Raw genomic sequence first — 15,929 nt, 5'->3', positions numbered from 1 at the left:
TCCGAATCCGGCACCCAGCACAAGGAGCCTCCATGCCTTCGTTGATGAACATCTTCGGCGTCGCCGGTTCGGCGCTGTCCGCGCAATCGCAGCGCCTGAACGTGACCGCGTCGAACCTCGCGAATGCCGACAGCGCGACCGGCCCCGACGGCAAGCCGTACAAGGCCAAGCAGGTCGTGTTCGCGACCGATCCGATCGGCGGCGCGCGCAGCGCGTCCGGCCAGGGGGTGGGCGGCGTGCGCGTGACCAAGGTGATGGACGACCCGTCGCCGATGAAATCGACCTACGACCCGGCGAACCCGTCCGCCGACGCGAACGGCTACGTGCAGATGCCGAACGTCGACCCGGTGCAGGAGATGGTGAACATGATCTCGGCGTCGCGCTCGTACCAGGCCAACGTCGAGACGCTGAACACCGCGAAGACGCTGATGCTCAAGACGCTGACGATCGGCTCGTAAGCCGCGCGCCGCCCGACCTTTTCCTACCGAGACCCGGACCGACAGTTCCGACAGAAGGCCACCCAGGATGACTTCCTCCAACACGACGATCGGCGGCAACGGCACCAACGTGTCGACGCTGCCGACCGACACGATGAACACCAACAACGTGTCGTCGACCAACGGCACGTCGGCGAGCGACCTGCAGGCGACGTTCCTGAAGCTGCTCGTCACGCAGCTGCAGAACCAGGATCCGACCAGCCCGGTGGACAGCTCGCAGATGACGTCGCAGCTCGCGCAGATCAACACGGTGAGCGGCATCGCGCAGCTGAACACGTCGCTCACGTCGCTGTCGACGCAGCTCGCGGCCGGCCAGCAGACGCAGGCCGCGCTGCTGATCGGCACCAACGTGCTCGCGCCGGGCAACAGCGTCGGCGTGAAGAGCGGCGCGGCGTCGCCGTTCGGCGTGTCGCTCGCGAGCGACGTGTCGAACCTGACGATCACCGTGAAGGACAAGACGGGCGCCGTCGTCAACACGATCAACGCGGGCAAGCAGTCGGCCGGCACCGTGCCGTTCAACTGGACGCCGACGGACGCGGCCGGCAACGCGCTGCCCGACGGCGTCTACACCGTGAGCGCGCAGTACACGGGCAGCGACGGCAAGACGTATGCGCCGACCGTGCTCGCGGCCGCGACGGTGCAGAGCGTGATCAAGCAGGCGGACGGCACGGCGGGGCTCGTGCTGTCGAACGGCACGACGGTGGGGCTCACCCAGGTTGCGTCGATCTTCCCGAACACGAAGTCGTCCTCGACCGGCGACACCACCACCAACTGATCGAGTTTTCTCGTCACGGAGAGCGAAATGGGTTATCAACAGGGTCTGAGCGGCCTCGCCGGCGCATCGAACGCGCTGGACGTGATCGGCAACAACATCGCGAACGCGAACACGGTCGGCTTCAAGTCGAGCACCGCGCAGTTCGCCGACATGTACGCGAACTCGGTCGCGACGTCGGTCAACACGCAGATCGGCATCGGCACGTCGCTGAACTCGGTGCAGCAGAACTTCGGGCAGGGCACGATCAATACGACGAACTCGTCGCTCGACGTCGCGATCAACGGCAACGGCTTCTTCCAGATGTCGAACAACGGCGTGACGACGTACTCGCGCGACGGCACGTTCCAGCGCGACAAGAACGGCTTCATCGTCGACGCGCAGGGCCGTAACCTGATGGGCTACGCGGCCAACGCGGGCGGCGTGATCAACACCGCGCAGACCGTGCCGCTGCAGGCGCCGACCAACAACATCGCGCCGACCGCGACGACCAAGATCACCGGCCAGTTCAACCTGAACTCGCAGGACACGGTGCCGACCAAGACGCCGTTCAGCGCGACCGACAACACGACGTACAACTACTCGACCGCGATCCAGGTGTACGACTCGCTCGGCGGCTCGCAGGCGGTCAACATGTACTTCGTGAAGTCGGCGGCCGGCACGTGGGAAGCGTACGCGGGCGTCCAGGGCGGCGCGACGACCGATCTCGGCACGATCACGTTCGATACGTCGGGCGCGATCAAGAGCACGACGACCGGCACGCCGGCCGCGCCGACCGCGTCGCTCGGCCAGTTCCAGTTCACCGTGCCGAACACCGACGGCTCGGCGACGCCGCAGGCGCTGACGCTGGACCTGACCGGCACGACGCAGTACGGCGGCAAGGACGGCGTGAACAATCTCGCGCAGGACGGCTACGCGAGCGGCAGGCTCACCACCTACTCGATCGGCAGCGACGGCAAGCTGACCGGCAACTACTCGAACGGCCAGACCGCCGTGCTTGGCCTGATCGCGCTCGCGAACTTCAACAACCCGAACGGGCTGGTGAACCTCGGCGGCAACCAGTACGCCGAATCGTCGGCGTCGGGCGTGCCGCAGGTGTCGGCGCCGGGCAGCACGAACCACGGCACGCTGCAGGGCAGCGCGCTCGAGAACTCGAACGTCGACCTGACCTCGCAGCTCGTCAACCTGATCACCGCGCAGCGCAACTACCAGGCGAACGCGCAGACGATCAAGACGCAGCAGACCGTCGACCAGACGCTCATCAACCTGTAAGCGCGGATAACCGGCAGCCATGGACCGACTGATCTATACGGCGATGACGGGCGCGTCGCAGTCGCTCGACCAGCAGGCGATCGTCGCGAACAACCTCGCGAACGCGTCGACGACGGGTTTTCGCGCGCAGCTCGCGACGTATCGCGCGGTGCCGATGAATTTCGGCGACGGCAGCAACATCGACCCGACGACGACGCGCACCTACGTGCTCGCTTCCACGCCCGGCGCCGATTACGCGCCGGGTCCGATCACGCGCACCGGCAATCCGCTCGACGTCGCGGTGCAGGGCGCGGGCTGGCTGTCGGTGCAGACGGCCGACGGCGGCGAGGCGTACACGCGCGCCGGCAACCTGCACGTCGACGAGAACGGCCAGCTCGTCAACGCGAGCAACCTGCCGGTGGTCGGCAACGGCGGCCCGATCTCGGTGCCGCCGAACGCGGAAGTGACGATCGGCAAGGACGGCACGGTGTCCGCGCTGATGCCGGGCGACCCGCCGACGGCGGTTGCGATCGTCGACCAGATGAAGCTCGTCAATCCCGATCCGGCCACGCTCACGCGCGGCAACGACGGGTTGTTCCGCACCGCCGACGGCAATCCGGCCGACGCCGACCCGAACGTGGTCGTCACGCCGAATTCGATCGAAGGCAGCAACGTGAACCCGGTGACCGCGATGGTCGCGATGATCGACAACGCGCGCGCGTTCCAGCTTCAGTCGAAGCTGATCCAGACGGCCGACCAGAACGAGCAGACGGCGAACCAGCTGCTCAATTTCAGCTGAGCGCCCGCGCCAGCCTACGCAGGAGACTGACCAAGTGAATCGTTCGCTCTACATCGCCGCGACCGGCATGAATGCGCAGCAGGCGCAGATGGACGTGATTTCGAACAACCTCGCGAACACCAGCACGAACGGCTTCAAGGCGTCGCGCGCGGTGTTCGAGGATCTGCTGTACCAGACCATCCGCCAGCCCGGCGCGAACTCGACGCAGCAGACCGAACTGCCGTCGGGCCTGCAGCTCGGCACCGGCGTGCAGCAGGTCGCGACCGAGCGCCTGTACACGCAGGGCGGCCTCACGCAGACCGGCAACTCGAAGGACGTCGCGATCAACGGCGCGGGCTTCTTCCAGGTGCTGATGCCGGACGGCACCAACGCGTACACGCGCGACGGCTCGTTCCAGACCAACGCGCAGGGCCAGCTCGTCACGTCGAGCGGCTACCAGGTCCTGCCGGCGATCACCGTGCCGCAGAACGCGCAGTCGCTGACGATCGGCAAGGACGGCGTCGTGTCGGTCACGCAGCCGGGTTCCAGCAACGCGGTACAGATCGGTTCGCTGCAGATCGCGACCTTCATCAATCCGACCGGCCTCGAGGCGAAGGGCGAGAACCTGTTCGCGGAAACGACGTCGTCGGGCGCGCCGAACGTGTCGCAGCCGGGGCTGAACGGCGCGGGCGTGCTCAACCAGGGCTACGTCGAGGCGTCGAACGTGAACGTCGTGCAGGAACTCGTCAACATGATCCAGACGCAGCGTGCCTACGAGATCAACAGCAAGGCCGTGACGACGTCCGACCAGATGCTGCAGACCGTCACGCAGATGAAGAGCTAACCGGAACGTCCCGTCGCAGCCATGAAGCAGGTTCGCCTCCCCTCGTCAGCCACCGTCCGCGCCGCGTGCGCGGTCGCGGTGGCGGCGCTCGCCGGTTGCGCGCAGATTCCGCGCGATCCGATCATCCAGCAGCCGATGACGGCGCAGCCGCCGATGCCGATGTCGATGCAGGCGCCCGGCTCGATCTACAACCCCGGCTACGCGGGGCGGCCGCTGTTCGAGGATCAGCGCCCGCGCAACATCGGCGACATCCTGACGATCATGATCGCGGAGAACATCAACGCGACCAAGTCGTCGGGCGCGAACACCAACCGGCAGGGCAACACCGACTTCAGCGTGCCGACGGCCGCGTTCCTCGGCGGGCTGTTCGCGAAGGCGAACCTGTCGGCGGCCGGCGCGAACAAGTTCGCGGCCACTGGCGGCGCGAGCGCGGCGAACACGTTCAACGGCACGATCACGGTGACCGTCACCAGCGTGCTGCCGAACGGCAACCTCGTGGTCAGCGGCGAGAAGCAGATGCTGATCAACCAGGGCAACGAATTCGTGCGCTTCTCGGGGGTCGTCAACCCGAACACGATCTCGGGCGCGAACTCCGTCTACTCGACGCAGGTCGCCGACGCGAAGATCGAATACTCGTCGAAGGGCTATATCAACGAAGCCGAGACGATGGGCTGGCTGCAGCGCTTCTTCCTCAACATCGCGCCGTGGTGATGACGATGCAGCTCCCCCTTTTCCACCGCCTGTCGCTGCGTGCACGCGCCGTCGCGCGGTGTGCCGCCGTCGTGCTGGCCGCGTGCGTGCTCGGCGCCGCGCCCGCGCACGCGGAACGCCTGAAGGATCTCGCGCAGATCCAGGGCGTGCGCGACAACCCGCTGATCGGCTATGGCCTCGTCGTCGGCCTCGACGGCACGGGCGACCAGACGATGCAGACGCCGTTTACGACGCAGACGCTCGCGAACATGCTCGCGAACCTCGGCATCTCGATCAACAACGGTTCGGCCAACGGCGGCCCGTCGTCGCTGAACAACATGCAGCTGAAGAACGTCGCGGCCGTGATGGTGACCGCCACGCTGCCGCCGTTCGCACGGCCCGGCGAAGCGCTCGACGTGACCGTGTCGTCGCTCGGCAACGCGAAGAGCCTGCGCGGCGGCACGCTGCTGCTCACGCCGCTGAAGGGCGCGGACGGGCAGGTGTACGCGCTCGCGCAGGGCAACATGGCGGTCGGCGGCGCGGGCGCCAGCGCGAACGGCAGCCGCGTGCAGGTGAATCAGCTCGCGGCCGGCCGGATCGTCGGCGGCGCGATCGTCGAGCGCGCGGTGCCGAACGCGGTCGCGCAGATGAACGGCGTACTGCAGCTGCAGCTGAACGACATGGATTACGGCACCGCGCAGCGGATCGTGTCCGCGGTCAACTCGAGCTTCGGCCCGGGCACCGCGACGGCGCTCGACGGCCGCACGATCCAGCTCGCGGCGCCGGCCGATTCCGCGCAGCAGGTCGCGTTCATGGCGCGCCTGCAGAACCTCGACGTGAGCCCGGACAAGGCCGCGGCGAAGGTGATCCTGAACGCGCGCACCGGCTCGATCGTGATGAACCAGATGGTCACGCTGCAAAGCTGCGCGGTCGCGCACGGCAACCTGTCGGTGGTCGTCAACACGCAGCCGGTGGTGTCGCAGCCGGGGCCGTTCTCGAACGGGCAGACGGTGGTCGCGCAGCAGTCGCAGATCCAGTTGAAGCAGGACAACGGCGCGCTGAAGATGGTGACGGCCGGCGCGAATCTCGCCGACGTCGTGAAGGCGCTGAACACGCTCGGCGCGACGCCCGCGGACCTGATGTCGATCCTGCAGGCGATGAAGGCGGCCGGCGCGCTGCGCGCCGACCTGGAGGTGATCTAAATGGCAGCCACGCTCCCCAACGCAAACGACCTCACGCAGCGCTTCGCGCTCGACGTGCAGGGTTTCGACGCGCTGCGCGCGCAGGCGAAGCAGTCGCCGCAGGCCGGCGCGAAGGCGGTCGCCGGCCAGTTCGACGCGATGTTCACGCAGATGATGCTCAAGAGCATGCGCGACGCGTCGCCCGACGGCGGCCTGTTCGATTCGCATACGTCGAAGATGTATACGTCGATGCTCGACCAGCAGCTCGCGCAGCAGATGTCGACGCGCGGCATCGGCGTCGCCGATGCGCTGATGAAGCAGCTGCTGCGCAATGCGGGCGCCAGCGCGGGCAGCGACACGGCGGCCGACGTCGGCGCGGGCGGCATGGGCGCACCCGGCGGCCTCGGCACGGCCGGCAACGAAGGCAGCCTCGCCGCGATGAACGCGATGGCGAAGGCCTATGCGAACGCGGCGAACAACGGCGGGCTCGCCGGCGCGCGCGGCTACTCGGCCGGCAGCGCGCTGACGCCGCCGGTCAAGGGCGCGAGCGGCGTGCCGAACGCGGACGCGTTCGTCGACCGGCTCGCGGCGCCCGCGCAGGCGGCCAGCGCGACGACCGGCATCCCGGCGCGTTTCATCGTCGGCCAGGCCGCGCTCGAATCGGGCTGGGGCAAGCGCGAGATCCGCGCGACCGACGGCTCGACCAGCTACAACGTGTTCGGCATCAAGGCGAACAAGGGCTGGACCGGCCGCACCGTGTCGGCGCTGACCACCGAATACGTGAACGGCACGCCGCGCCGCGTGGTCGCGAAGTTCCGTGCGTACGACTCGTACGAGCACGCGATGACCGATTACGCGAACCTGCTGAAGAACAATCCGCGCTATGCGGGCGTGCTGAGCGCGAGCCGCAGCGTCGAAGGCTTCGCGCACGGGATGCAGAAGGCCGGCTACGCCACCGACCCGAATTACGCGAAGAAGCTGATCTCGATCATGCAGCAGATCGGCTGACGGGCCCGCCCGCTCCCGGCTCGCCACCCCTTTTGGACCGCGCCCGGCACCTTGCCGCGCGCGGTTTCAACGTTTGCGAGAAATAAATCGCCGTTTCGATCTAAACTTTCGGTCAGCACTGCCGCTAAGTGTGAGAGACCTGCGACCGGGCCCCCGTTCTGGCCCGGTTTTATTGCGCACCGGTTGCCCCGGGCGCCCATGACAAGAAAGACCGGCTAGCCATGAATATCGAAACGTCGACGGACCCCAGCCTGGATGCAGGCCACTCCGGGCCCGACTATGCCCGCCGCAATCCGCTGGAAATCGGCGTGCAGCTGCGCAACCTGGTGAACCGCGGCGATTTCCTGACCGTCCAGTATCCGGGTGGCCAGCTCGTCACGCGTCTGCTCGAGGTCGACGTCGGCGAGCGGACGTTCACGTTCGACTGGGGCGCGCTGTCCGAGCAGAACGCCGGCATCCTCGGCGCGTCGCACTGCACGTTCGCGGCCGCGCCGGAGGGCGTGCGCGTCGAATTCACCACGGGCACGCCGCGCGAGACGCGCTACGAGGGGCTGCCCGCGTTCGTCGCCGATTTCCCCGACGTGCTGGTGTGCATCCAGCGCCGCGAATATTTCCGCGTCGACGCGCCGATCGTCGATCCGTTCCTGTGCCGCGGCAAGCTGCCGGACGGCGAAAGCTTCCTGTTCGAGGTGCACAACCTGTCGCTCGGCGGCGTGGGGCTGCGCACGGCCGACGAGCGCGTCGAGGCGCTCGAGGTCGGCACGCTGCTGCCGGACGTCGAGCTCGAGCTGACCGGCCACGGCAAGCTGTCGCTCGACCTGCAACTGGTGTCGCAGCGCTCGACGCAGATGCCGAACGGGTCGCGGCGCTACCAGCTCGGCTTTCGCTACATGTCGCTGCCGGGCAGCGCGGAGAACACGCTGCAGCGGCTGATCACGCAGCTCGAAATGAAGCGCCGCTCGCTCGCGCGGGCCTGACGCGCAGGCCCCCACGGGCCGCCCGCGCAGCGCCGCCGGCGCCTTGCGCCGGGCGCTTCCAGCGGCGACGCACGCCCGTGCGTCGGGCGTGCATTTTTTCCTCAATTTTTTCAATCCGCGGCCGTTATACCGGGAGTCACGCAACCCGGCGGCCGCAGCGCGGCCGGCTCATCAGGATCGCGCATGTCCAACACACTCATGAACCTCGGCGTCAGCGGCCTGAATGCCGCGCTCTGGGGCCTCACGACGACCGGCCAGAACATCAGCAACGCCGCGACGCCCGGCTATTCGGTCGAACGCCCCGTCTATGCCGAGGCGAGCGGGCAGTACACCAGCAGCGGCTACCTGCCGCAGGGCGTGAACACCGTCACCGTGCAACGGCAGTACAGCCAGTACCTGAGCGACCAGCTGAACGGTGCGCAGTCGCAGGGCGGCGCGCTGTCGACGTGGTATTCGCTCGTCGCCCAGCTGAACAACTACGTCGGCAGCCCGACGGCCGGCATCTCGACCGCGATCACGAGCTATTTCACGGGGCTGCAGAACGTCGCGAACAATGCGTCCGATCCGTCGGTGCGGCAGACCGCGATCAGCAACGCGCAGATTCTCGGCGACCAGCTGAAGGCGGCGGGCCAGCAATACGACGCGTTGCGCCAGAGCGTGAACACGCAGCTCACCAGCACCGTGTCGCAGATCAACACGTACACCGCGCAGATCGCGCAGCTGAACCAGCAGATCTCGGCGGCGAGCAGCCAGGGGCAGCCGCCGAACCAGCTGATGGACCAGCGCGACCTCGCGGTGTCGAACCTGTCGAGCCTCGCCGGCGTGCAGGTCGTGCGCAACGACAGCGGCTACAGCGTATTCCTCGCGGGCGGCCAGCCGCTCGTCGTCGCCGACAAGAGCTACCAGCTTGCGACCGTCACGTCGTCGTCCGATCCGAGCGAGCTGACCGTCGTGTCGCAGGGCATCGCCGGCGCGAATCCGCAGGGGCCGAACCAGGCGCTGCCGGATGCGTCGCTGTCGGGCGGCACGCTCGGCGGCCTGCTCGCGTTCCGCCGTCAGACGCTCGACCCGGCCCAGGCGCAGCTCGGCGCGCTCGCGACCAGCTTCGCCGCGCAGGTCAACGCGCAGAACGCGCTCGGCGTCGATCTGGCGGGCAAGCCGGGCGGCAACCTGTTCACGGTGACGAACCCGACCGTCTATTCGAATCAGGGCAACACCGGCAACGCGTCGCTGTCCGTGTCGTTCGCCAATGCGTCGCAGCCGACGACGAGCGACTACACGCTGTCGTACGACGGCACGAACTACACGCTGACCGACCGCGCGAGCGGGTCGGTGGTCGACCAGAAGGCGGGTCCGATGCCGGTCTCGCTCGGCGGGCTGAACTTCTCGTTCTCGTCCGGCGCGATGAATGCCGGCGACCAGTTCACCGTGCTGCCGACGCGCGGCGCGCTGACCGGCTTCGGCCTCGCGACCACGAGCGGCTCGGCGATCGCGGCCGCGTCGCCGGTGGTCGCTGCGGCATCGAAAACCAACATCGGCACGGCAAAGATCACGCAGGGCGCGGTGAGCGCCGGCTACCAGGTGCCGACGACGCCGACCAAGCTGACCTACGACGCGGCGTCGCAGTCGCTGTCGGGCTTCCCGGCCGGCACCACGGTGACGATCGCGGGCACCCCGCCAACCTCGGTGACGATCACGAGCCCGACCGACAGCGTGCCGTACAACGCGACGGCCGGCGCGAAGCTGACGATCAACAGCACCACGCAGCCGGCCCCGGCGGGCGTGATGAACGGCGTGACCGTCACGCTGTCCGGCGCGCCGTCGGATGGCGACACGTTCACGATCGGACCGTACGCGGGCGGCACGAGCGACGGCTCCAACGCACAAGCGTTGTCGCAGCTCGTCACCGCGAAGGCGCTCGGCGGCGGCACGACGACGCTGACCGGCGCGTATGCGAACTACGTGAACGCGATCGGCAACACGGCGAGCCAGTTGAAGTCGTCGAGCGCCGCGCAGACCTCGCTCGTCGGCCAGATCACGACCGCGCAGCAGTCGGTGTCGGGCGTGAACCAGAACGAGGAAGCGGCGAACCTGATGCAGTACCAGCAGCTTTACCAGGCGAACGCGAAAGTGATCCAGACGGCGGCGACGCTGTTCCAGACCGTGCTCGGCCTGTTCAACTGACCCGATTCGAGGGATAGAAGCGATGCGAATTTCCAGCGCCCAGTTCTTCCAGCTGAACGTTTCACAGATGAACGATCAGCAGGCGCAGCTCGCGCAGCTGTACCAGCAGATTTCGAGCGGCACGAGCCTGCAGACGCCGGCCGACAACCCGGTCGGCGCGGCGCAGGCCGTGCAGCTGTCGATGACGTCGGCGACGCTGTCGCAGTACACGACCAACCAGACCACCGCGCTCGCGTCGCTGCAGGCCGAGGACCAGGCGCTGCAGAGCGTGAGCAGCGTGCTGACCGGCGTGCAGACGCTGATCGTGCGTGCCGGCGACGGCTCGCTGGCCGACAGCGACCGCTCGGCGCTCGCGACGCAGCTGCAAGGCTATCGCGACCAGCTGGTGACGCTCGCGAACTCGAACGACGGGGCCGGCAATTACCTGTTCGCCGGCCTGAACAATTCGACGGCGCCGTTCACGGCCAGCCCGAACGGCAGCATCAGCTACGTCGGCGACTCGGGCACGCGCCAGGTGCAGATCGCCGATGCGAGCAGCGTGTCGCAGGGCGACACCGGTTCGGCGGTGTTCATGTCCGTGCCGTCGCTCGGCAGCGCGCAGGTTCCGTCGGCCGGCGCCGGCAACGTCGGCACCGGCGCGATCGGCGCGGTGACGGTGACGGACCCGTCCGCCGCGACCAACGATCACCATTTCGCGATCACGTTCGGCGGCACGCCCGCCGCGCCGACCTACACGGTGACCGACAACTCGGCCAAGCCGCCGACCACGACGCCCGCGCAGGCCTATACGTCGGGTGCGTCGATCGCGCTCGGCAGCGGGATGACGGTGGCCGTATCGGGCACGCCGAGCACGGGCGATACGTTCGCCGTGACGCCCGGCCCGCAGGCGAGCGGCGGCGCCGACATCTTCTCGACGCTCGACTCGATGATCGCGGCGCTGAAGACGCCGGTGACCGGCAACCCTGTCGCGGCCGTGTCGCTGAAGAACGCGCTGATGACCGGGTCGATCAAGGTCGGCAACACGATGCGCAACGTGACGACGATCCAGGCATCCGTCGGCGGCCGCGAGCAGGAAGTGAAGGCGATGCAGGCCGTCACCCAGACCGCGTCGCTGCAGACGACCAGCAACCTGACGGACCTGACCAGCACCAACATGGTCACGACGATCAGCCAGTACCTGCAGGTGCAGAACGCGCTGACCGGCGCGCAGAAGGCGTACGTGCAACTGCAGAACCTGTCGCTGTTCCAGTACATCAATCCGTGATGCACGCGGCGCCGGCTTCGATGTGAGCGCACGCTTACTTCGCGGCCGGTGCTTGCCGCTGCCAGCCGCGCATCGTGCGCGGACGGGCGCTTCGCCGGGGCCGCGCGGTCGCGCACCGGCTCTCTCGCGCGGCCTGCCGCGTTCTCGTTTGGCCGGCTCCGCCCGCCGGTTCGCTTGCCAGCCCCATTTCCGCTCCGTAAACTCGCGCCAGATTCCAGACCGGCGCATCCTTCGCAGCCGGCGACCGACGACCGACAGGAGCGCTTTCCCCATGTCCGATTCCTACTTCCCGCGCTGGCGGGTCCAATCGACCGGCGCGGCCTCGCGCGTGGTCGGCCCCGACGAGCGCCTCGCGTGGCCGCAGATGGTCGCGATGGGCGTGCAGCACGTCGTCGCGATGTTCGGTTCGACCGTGCTCGCGCCGTTGCTGATGGGCTTCGATCCGAACCTGTGCATCTTCATGTCGGGCATCGGCACGCTGCTGTTCTTCGTGCTGGTCGGCGGGCGCGTGCCGAGCTATCTCGGCTCGAGCTTCGCGTTCATCGGCCTCGTGATCGCGGTGACGGGCTACGGCGGCAGCGGCCCGAACCCGAACATTCCGGTCGCGCTCGGCGGGATCGTCGCGTGCGGCGTCGTGTACGTCGCGCTCGGCGCGCTGGTGCAGGCGATCGGCACGCGCTGGATCGAGACGCTGATGCCGCCCGTCGTCACCGGCGCGGTGGTCGCGGTGATCGGGCTGAACCTCGCGCCGATCGCGGTCAAGGGCGTGTCCGGCTCGACCTTCGAGTCGGTGATGGCGCTCGTCACGGTGCTGTGCGTCGGCGGCGTCGCGGTATTCGCGCGCGGGATGATGCAGCGCCTCTTGATCCTCGTCGGGCTCGTGATCGCGTACGTGATCTACGCGATCGCGACCAACGGCATGGGCCTCGGCAAGCCGATCGATTTCGCGATCGTCGCGCAGGCCGCGTGGTTCGGCGTGCCGAGCTTCCGCGCGCCGGTGTTCGATCCGCACGCGATGCTGATGCTCGCGCCGATCGCGGTGATCCTGGTCGCGGAGAACCTCGGCCACATCAAGGCCGTCAGCGCGATGACGGGCACCAATCTCGACCGCTACGTCGGCCGCGCGTTCATCGGCGACGGGCTCGCGACGATCGTATCGGGCAGCGTCGGCGGCACGGGCGTGACGACCTACGCGGAGAACATCGGCGTGATGGCCGTCACGCGGATCTATTCGACGCTGGTGTTCGCGGTCGCGGCGCTGATCGCGATCGGGCTGGGCTTCTCGCCGAAGTTCGGCGCGGTGATCCAGACGATTCCCGGCCCCGTGCTCGGCGGCGTGTCGATCGTCGTGTTCGGGCTGATCGCGGTGACGGGCGCGCGGATCTGGGTCGTCAACAAGGTCGACTTCTCCGACAACCGCAACCTGATCGTCGCGGCCGTCACGCTCGTGCTCGGCGCCGGCGACTTCTCGCTGAAGATCGGCGGCTTCGGGCTCGGCGGGATCGGCACCGCGACGTTCGGCGCGATCATCCTGTACGCGATCCTGCGCAAGGAGAAGGAACCGGGGCCGGTGGTGTGAGCGGGAGCGGGCGGTGCAATGCCGCCCGGCAGCGCGGGTTGACGGTACAAAAACATCGGGACCGCAGGTGTTCGTCCGAGACGTTCCAAGCGATGTCAGATCGGGCGGAAAATACTGGAATCAGCCATTTTGTTGGGCGTCTGTTTCTGGCTTCACATTCTGTAACGGTGTTGGATCTCAAGAGCCGGCCCTGGTCTCGATGGAGACGCTGGTCGGCGCTGATACGGCGCTCGCTCCGCACGACACGTTAGCATTCGTTCAATATTCCTGACACTTCTTCCCGTGTGTCGTCGCGGGGCTTTGTGGTATACGTCTGAGCTTATCGCGGCATGGGCGCGATGCTCTCATCATTCGTCCCCCTTTGCCGGAGTATTCCGGGGCATACGAGCAGCCCACCGGCACGTCGCGCGCAGACCGAGGGACGAGAACAATGCAGAACACGGCACAGGCCCTGAGAGACCTTGCGCTGGGCCCGCAATACAACCGGCAAGTGCAAATCAGCTTTCCGGACGATAACGCGCCTTACGGAATCCTGCTGCCGAACGCATTCGAGGCGGTTGAAGCGTTATCGAAGGATTTCGCGTACAAGATCGAAATCCTGTCGGATAACGATCATCTTGCACCGAAAGATTTCATCGGCAAGCGCATTACGATCAGTCTGGCGCGCGGCGACGGAAGCCTGCGATATTTCAACGGCCATATTTTCGCGTTCCGGCACGTTCGCACGGATGGCGGCTGGGTATTCTATGAGGCGCACGCAGGCCCGTGGCTGCGCTACCTGAAGTACAGCCAGCACAATCGTTTGTTTCTCGACCAGAACCTGCACGACCAGACAGCGACGGTTTTTCAGGACTACGGCGTGTTGCCGGAATGGGCGTGGCACGTCGGCGAAGACGATCCGCGCATGACGATGGCCTGCCAGTTCGATGAAGACGACCACAATTACGTTCATCGGCGCTGGGAGCATGCGGGCTACCTGTACTGGTACGAGCACACGGCCACGTCGCACAAACTGACCGTTTCCGACCCGACGCGTCCCGCGCCCGCGATCGACGGCAAGATTCACGAAATCCGCTTCCACAATGGCGAGGGGGCGGAAGAGTCGAACAGCATCCGGAGCTGGTCCCCGTTCCAGCAGACGACATCGACGCACGCGGAACTGTCCCGCTTCGACTTCAAGACGCCGACGCCGACCCACGTTCAAACGAGTCTGTTGAGTCCCGATGCCGCGCTGCCGCAGCTCGAATGGAACGAGTACGCAGGCGCGTACGGCTACCGGAACATGGAGCATGGGTATCAGATCGCGAATCGCCGAATGGAGGAAATCGAGGCGACGATCAAGCGCTTCGACGCGAAGGGCAACAATCGCTTCGTGCAGCCGGGGCGCTGGTTCCAGCTGACCGACCGTTACGGTTCGGCGCTGAGCCGCGACCCGAGCGACGACGAATACCTGATCGTCTCGGTTCGGCACGTGGTGACCAACAACTATTTGCAGGACACGGGCGTGCTGGCGGAATACCGCAACGAGTTCACGTGTGTCCCCAAGGCGACGCCGTGGCGGCCGGGGCGCGGCTACAACAGCATCGACACGAAGATCCTTGCGCCACAGACGGCAACCGTCGTCGGCCAGTCCGGCACGAGCATCCACACCGACGAACACGGCCGCGTGCTGGTTCAATTCCATTGGGATCGCGACGGCAAGTATTCGACATGGGTGCGGGTCGCGAGCGGCTGGGCCGGCGGCGGCCAAGGGATGGCGGCGCTGCCCCGTATCGGTTCCGAAGTGATCGTGCAATGGCTCGATGGAAATCCGGACCACCCGATCATCACGGGCCGCGTGATGAACGCGCGCAACGTGCCGTCGTGGAAGCTGCCGGACGAGCATCCACTGATGGGGATTCGCAGCCGGGAACTGATCGGCGCGGATGGCAACGCGTCGTCCGGCCGAAGCAATCAACTGATCTTCGATGACACGGCGAACGCCATTCAGGCGCAACTTCGGTCCGACCATGCGGCGAGCCAACTCTCGCTCGGCAAGATCACCCGGATCGAGGACTGGCAGGGGCGCAAGGATGCTCGGGGCGAGGGCTTCGAGCTGCGTACGGATGAGGTCGGCGCGATTCGCTCCGGCAAGGGCATGGTAATCAGCACCGAGGTGCGTCCTGCTGCGCAGGGGCACCTCTCGGACGTTAGCGAACCCGCATCGCGACTGACCAAAGCACAAACGTTACACGGGCAGCTTGGCAAGCTTGCGCAGCACTATCAGGCGCAGGACAACGGAGCGGACCAGACACCGATCGCCGATGTGCTGAAATCGCAGGTGGAGGGTATCCAGGGCGCGGGGGCGACGGGCAACAGCGACAAGGGCGACTTCCCGGAACTCAACGAAGCGCACTTGCTGCTGGCCGGCGCGGCTGGCATCGCCGTGACGACGCCCGCGACCGCGCACGTCACGGGCGGCCAGCACGTAGCCGTGACGGCCGGCGAAAGCATGTCGGTCGCGACGGGGAAATCGTTCTTCGCCAGCGTATCGGACAAGTTCTCGCTGTTCGTGCACAAGATGGGGATGAAGCTGATCGCCGCGAGCGGCAAGGTGCAGGCGCATGCGGAAAACGACGAGTTGGAGCTGCTGGCAAAGAAGGTCTTGTCGATCATCAGCACGACGGACTGGATCAACATTACCGCCAAGCAGGGCATTCGCTTGACGGCCGGCAACAGCCAGCTCGAAGTCAGCGCGAAAGGCATCGTGGGCTATACGCCCGGTGAAAACAAGATCCATGCGGGCAGTCACGATACGGTGGGGCCGCAGAGCGTGCCGGCCAACTTCCCTGGCAATGATCTGTGTGAACAGGTTGCCAGTGGCGCAGCCCAGGCTGGCCAGGCATCGGTCGCACTGACATGAGC

The 15,929-nt window shown here is 67.0% G+C and carries 13 protein-coding genes; all 13 read left to right on the top strand.

From position 1 onward, the window contains the following. The first annotated feature begins 32 nt into the window (after positions 1-32). The 13 genes from flgC (at position 33) to JYG37_RS01345 (ending at position 15,927) form a co-directional block, all read left to right on the top strand. Positions 33-458, top strand: a complete 426-nt coding sequence (gene flgC / locus JYG37_RS01405) for a flagellar basal body rod protein FlgC (protein ID WP_050014262.1) — start codon at positions 33-35, stop codon at positions 456-458. Positions 459-525: 67 nt separating this feature from the next. After that, positions 526-1,272, top strand: coding sequence for a flagellar hook assembly protein FlgD (locus JYG37_RS01400; RefSeq protein WP_050014263.1), 747 nt, complete (start codon positions 526-528; stop codon positions 1,270-1,272). 27 nt (positions 1,273-1,299) lie between these two features. After that, the gene (flgE, locus tag JYG37_RS01395) at positions 1,300-2,541 is read left to right on the top strand and encodes a flagellar hook protein FlgE (protein WP_050014264.1); all 1,242 of its coding nucleotides are present in this window, start codon (positions 1,300-1,302) and stop codon (positions 2,539-2,541) included. Positions 2,542-2,560: 19 nt separating this feature from the next. Then, positions 2,561-3,319: a flagellar basal-body rod protein FlgF gene (gene flgF, locus JYG37_RS01390; protein WP_050014265.1), complete on the top strand. Its 759-nt coding sequence runs from the start codon at positions 2,561-2,563 to the stop codon at positions 3,317-3,319. Between the two features lie 34 nt (positions 3,320-3,353). Next, on the top strand, positions 3,354-4,142 hold the full coding sequence (gene flgG, locus JYG37_RS01385) for a flagellar basal-body rod protein FlgG (RefSeq protein WP_006477564.1): 789 nt from the start codon (positions 3,354-3,356) through the stop codon (positions 4,140-4,142). A 21-nt stretch (positions 4,143-4,163) separates the two neighbouring features. Beyond that, positions 4,164-4,853, top strand: a complete 690-nt coding sequence (gene flgH / locus JYG37_RS01380) for a flagellar basal body L-ring protein FlgH (RefSeq protein WP_050014266.1) — start codon at positions 4,164-4,166, stop codon at positions 4,851-4,853. Positions 4,854-4,858: 5 nt separating this feature from the next. Further along, the gene (locus JYG37_RS01375; RefSeq protein ID WP_050014341.1) at positions 4,859-6,034 is read left to right on the top strand and encodes a flagellar basal body P-ring protein FlgI; all 1,176 of its coding nucleotides are present in this window, start codon (positions 4,859-4,861) and stop codon (positions 6,032-6,034) included. After that, entirely contained in the window at positions 6,035-7,021 is a 987-nt protein-coding gene (flgJ, locus tag JYG37_RS01370) for a flagellar assembly peptidoglycan hydrolase FlgJ (RefSeq protein ID WP_213345819.1), read from the top strand. It abuts the gene before it with no gap. A 221-nt stretch (positions 7,022-7,242) separates the two neighbouring features. Continuing rightward, positions 7,243-7,998 (top strand): flagellar brake protein, encoded by a 756-nt coding sequence (locus JYG37_RS01365; protein ID WP_050014268.1) that lies wholly within the window; start codon positions 7,243-7,245, stop codon positions 7,996-7,998. Positions 7,999-8,181: 183 nt separating this feature from the next. Beyond that, positions 8,182-10,182, top strand: coding sequence for a flagellar hook-associated protein FlgK (flgK, locus tag JYG37_RS01360; protein WP_050014269.1), 2,001 nt, complete (start codon positions 8,182-8,184; stop codon positions 10,180-10,182). Positions 10,183-10,204: 22 nt separating this feature from the next. Then, entirely contained in the window at positions 10,205-11,446 is a 1,242-nt protein-coding gene (gene flgL / locus JYG37_RS01355; protein ID WP_213345818.1) for a flagellar hook-associated protein FlgL, read from the top strand. Positions 11,447-11,717: 271 nt separating this feature from the next. Next, positions 11,718-13,025, top strand: a complete 1,308-nt coding sequence (locus JYG37_RS01350) for a solute carrier family 23 protein (RefSeq protein ID WP_050014271.1) — start codon at positions 11,718-11,720, stop codon at positions 13,023-13,025. 430 nt (positions 13,026-13,455) lie between these two features. Next, the gene (locus JYG37_RS01345) at positions 13,456-15,927 is read left to right on the top strand and encodes a type VI secretion system Vgr family protein (protein WP_213345817.1); all 2,472 of its coding nucleotides are present in this window, start codon (positions 13,456-13,458) and stop codon (positions 15,925-15,927) included. Positions 15,928-15,929 lie beyond the last annotated feature (2 nt).

The organism is Burkholderia sp. LAS2 (assembly GCF_018417615.1).
GTDB classification, from domain to species: domain Bacteria; phylum Pseudomonadota; class Gammaproteobacteria; order Burkholderiales; family Burkholderiaceae; genus Burkholderia; species Burkholderia sola.
This window is presented reverse-complemented; position numbering and strand designations above follow the sequence as displayed.